At 39.1% G+C, this 3,032-nt stretch carries 5 protein-coding genes; all 5 read right to left on the bottom strand.

Translation table 11 applies throughout. The features are described 5' to 3' along the window. Positions 1-65: 65 nt before the first annotated feature. On the bottom strand, positions 66-266 hold the full coding sequence (locus tag BLQ57_RS20645) for a putative toxin-antitoxin system toxin component, PIN family (protein ID WP_087941496.1): 201 nt from the start codon (positions 264-266) through the stop codon (positions 66-68). After that, on the bottom strand, positions 256-471 hold the full coding sequence (locus tag BLQ57_RS20640; RefSeq protein WP_087941495.1) for a hypothetical protein: 216 nt from the start codon (positions 469-471) through the stop codon (positions 256-258). Before BLQ57_RS20640 ends, BLQ57_RS20645 begins: the two co-directional genes overlap by 11 nt. Positions 472-758: 287 nt before the next feature. After that, on the bottom strand, positions 759-1,205 hold the full coding sequence (locus BLQ57_RS20635; RefSeq protein ID WP_087941494.1) for a DNA-processing protein DprA: 447 nt from the start codon (positions 1,203-1,205) through the stop codon (positions 759-761). Then, entirely contained in the window at positions 1,206-2,708 is a 1,503-nt protein-coding gene (locus tag BLQ57_RS20630) for a Fic family protein (protein WP_087941493.1), read from the bottom strand. A 3-nt stretch (positions 2,709-2,711) separates the two neighbouring features. After that, positions 2,712-3,032: hypothetical protein (locus BLQ57_RS20625; RefSeq protein WP_217639537.1), on the bottom strand; the 321-nt coding region annotated here is incomplete at its 5' end.

Raw genomic sequence — 3,032 nt, 5'->3', positions numbered from 1 at the left:
AATTTAAATCGAGTTAAACCCTTAATAAAGCAATTGACACCAACTGTCAAAAAGAACTTATTTGGCTACTGGTGACTTTGCGGATATTCATAAAATCTTTTGAATTTGGGCCTTTCTGAAACCTCTAAAAACTCTTCAAGCAATTCTTGCGAAAAAATCAATGTTAATGCCCCAGATTCAATAAGTACATCCAATTCCTTTTGTCTTTTGGAGATCAAAAAGCTTATCCACAGATTAGTATCTAGAATTACCCTTCTATTTTTCATACCGGGCTTTACGGACTTTTTCAACCTCTTTAGTAATTTCTTCTAAACTTGGGGCTTCATCTGACTTACTCCGGATTTTTTTCAATACTTCAGTAAAAGCATTCTCAGAATTGTCTTTCTTAATCCTTATCAAATCTAAATTTGCAAGGTCTTTCAAAAGGGCTTTGGCTTTAGGATTCAATATGTCAATTCTAATAGTTTCCATTTTTTTAATCTTTCTTGAAGATACGAATTTTTTAAATCGGTGGTCATTTTATCATTCACCACAACGTTTTGCGTGTATGTGCAGTAGCGGATTAGAAGCACCGACCTTCGATTTACCACCTCACCCGCTATTGCTTTTATACAGTGTTTTATGCCCGTGCTTTCTTTTTCGGTTGTGAGGTTGGGCAGCGATATGCTGCCGATAAGCTTTGGATTCTGCTGCTGCTTTGAGTGGCTTGGCAATCCCAAAGGGTCGGGACAAGTTGTGTGTGGCTGTGAAGCGTGGGATTAAACATGGTCAATTTTTAACTTCGTTAGTAATCTGTCTAGTTGTCCATTGGGTGATTTGTACCCAACCACTATGTTGTCGCTTAGGCTTAGAATTGTTTCATTTTTATGAATTGCAGTTTCTCTCGTCACTCTTGTAATGTCTTTCGTAAAAGGTGATATAATCAACAATCTGTTTTTCTCTATATTTTCAAGCCAACTTTTGTCCCAACGCTTTTTTAGTCCTCTTGGTAAAACCAACACTAGTGGTTGATCGCCTTTCAATAGAATTTCAAAAACGTCTTGTTCAATCTGTGAGTGGTTACCACAGACTACACAATTTCCTTCTGTTCTTTGAAATTTTGCCCATTCGTAGCTTTTGAGAACTACTTCTGCGGGGCATTTTCTTGAACTTAGAAAGCCTGTTTTGTGATTTTTCAATATGTCTTTGTTCCCTAAGAATTCCATTTACAGATTATTGAGTAATTCTTGTCCTTTATCCGTTAACAAATAGCGTTGTTTTGGATGATTCGGACTATCAGGATATTTCATCTGTATTAATTTCTCCTGCAATGCCGGCTCTAGGTAATTTTCTCTAAAATTCCCTTCGTGTTTTAGTTGTAATGCTATCTGTATGTCTTTCCGACTCATTTCTCCAACCAACGCTTTTATTAGATTTTGAACTTCTACGGTACTTCTACGGTACTTCTGCGGTACTTCATCGGTACTTGGTCGCTGCTTAGTCGGTACTTGGTCGGCAACACCATACCCTTTGCGATAAATGGTTACGTTAAACGTATCTTCCTGAAGAAAGACAGGGTCAACCAAGCCGGCTTGATTTGCATTAGTTACCATATCAGATGTTCCGGTACCTAATCGCTCAATGTAACCTGCTTGGTACATTGGTTCGGCCAACAAAAGGTTTCGTGGAACAGAAGTATGAAGTCCTTTCAATTTCTCAACGGTCCAACCTAAAGGAAGAGCACCCGGGTTGCGAATCTCCAAACGGTCTTTAAAAAGCATGACTTGAACACTGCCATTATTCGTGTAATCTCTATGGGCAACAGCATTTACAATGGCTTCAGCAATAACTTCTCTTGGAATTTCATACTTACCCGGTATGGATGTTCCTTCTGAACGAGTTTCAACTTGATAGTCTAATTTGGAAAGGATGAAATCTTCGGCTTGGTCAACTAATTCGAAAACGGTACCGGTAAATACTTTGTAGGACGCAATCGGTTTTTTGCGCTCGGTACCTAAATGGTATTCACAGCGTACTTCTGAACTTGGAAAAAATCGAGAAGGCTCATGTCCGAAGAGCAAAATGGCCGCATTATTTGGTTTCCCATCTTTTAGCAGATTCAAATGCGTCAATACCTCTTGAAAAGGAGCGGTGGGCTGCAACTTAAATCCTCTTTTTGAGCGTGCTAGACTAACAAAGTCGGCTACTTTCTTTGGGTCAATAACTGATAAGTCTGCCTGTGCAGAAACAGAAGAATCAAAAGGTGTGGTTTGAATTCTTCCTGTGTCTTCCAAGTAACGAACAAGGGAAGCGTAAACCAAAGACTTTAAGTCAGCATAATCTGAAAACTTTCGTCTAACTAAAAAGGCCTGGGCTTTTTGAATGAAGCTTACTTGCTCTTTATCTCTGTCGGCATTAGCATGGTCTGTGACAAATACGAAACGCTGCTTGTGCAACCTAGAAGCTTCATCAAATTCTTCTTCTGTAACGGAGACACCTTTTTTACCTACAAAACCGTATTCTTTGCCCAATATGCCCAAGTAAATTTCGCATTGGGCAATCTCATCTAAAAAAACTTGTTGCGGTGTATTGTCCATAGCAGGTAGTTTCTCAAAGAGGAACACCTCGAAGAACTTACCGAGAAAGGGATCTGCGGTTATCCACTCGAACAGCTTGAGCCTTTCTTGCTCAAACTCCTTTTGTACACTGCTAACAAATATTCTTATCATACTCTAATCTTCTTCATTGTCATCTTCCGCCTCCCCATACAAAGCCTTGCCCATGCGGTACTTGATATCGTAGTTGATGATAAAATCCAACTCCGCTTCCGTAAAACCGTAATGCTCTGCCAATACCGTGTCAATTTGATCGATGATGGGTTTGGATTTCTTCAAATAGAAATATTGTTTTTCCATCACAAATTCACGACCCTTAGATGAATAATTTCGCTTTATAACTGAGCTATTATTTTGAATGAGCATACCCCAATTGTTAGGACAGAATTCATTTGACTTCAAGTATACAGAGGCCGGTTGAGTTTTCCATATTTCCAC

This window comes from Algoriphagus faecimaris (assembly GCF_900101705.1).
Taxonomy (GTDB): Bacteria; Bacteroidota; Bacteroidia; order Cytophagales; family Cyclobacteriaceae; genus Algoriphagus; species Algoriphagus faecimaris.
This window is presented reverse-complemented; position numbering and strand designations above follow the sequence as displayed.

Coding starts and splice junctions, on each gene's coding strand:
- BLQ57_RS20645 (WP_087941496.1), bottom strand. CDS start 266: ATGAAAAATAGAAGGGTAATTCTAGATACTAATCTGTGGATAAGCTTT.
- BLQ57_RS20640 (WP_087941495.1), bottom strand. CDS start 471: ATGGAAACTATTAGAATTGACATATTGAATCCTAAAGCCAAAGCCCTT.
- BLQ57_RS20635 (WP_087941494.1), bottom strand. CDS start 1,205: ATGGAATTCTTAGGGAACAAAGACATATTGAAAAATCACAAAACAGGC.
- BLQ57_RS20630 (WP_087941493.1), bottom strand. CDS start 2,708: ATGATAAGAATATTTGTTAGCAGTGTACAAAAGGAGTTTGAGCAAGAA.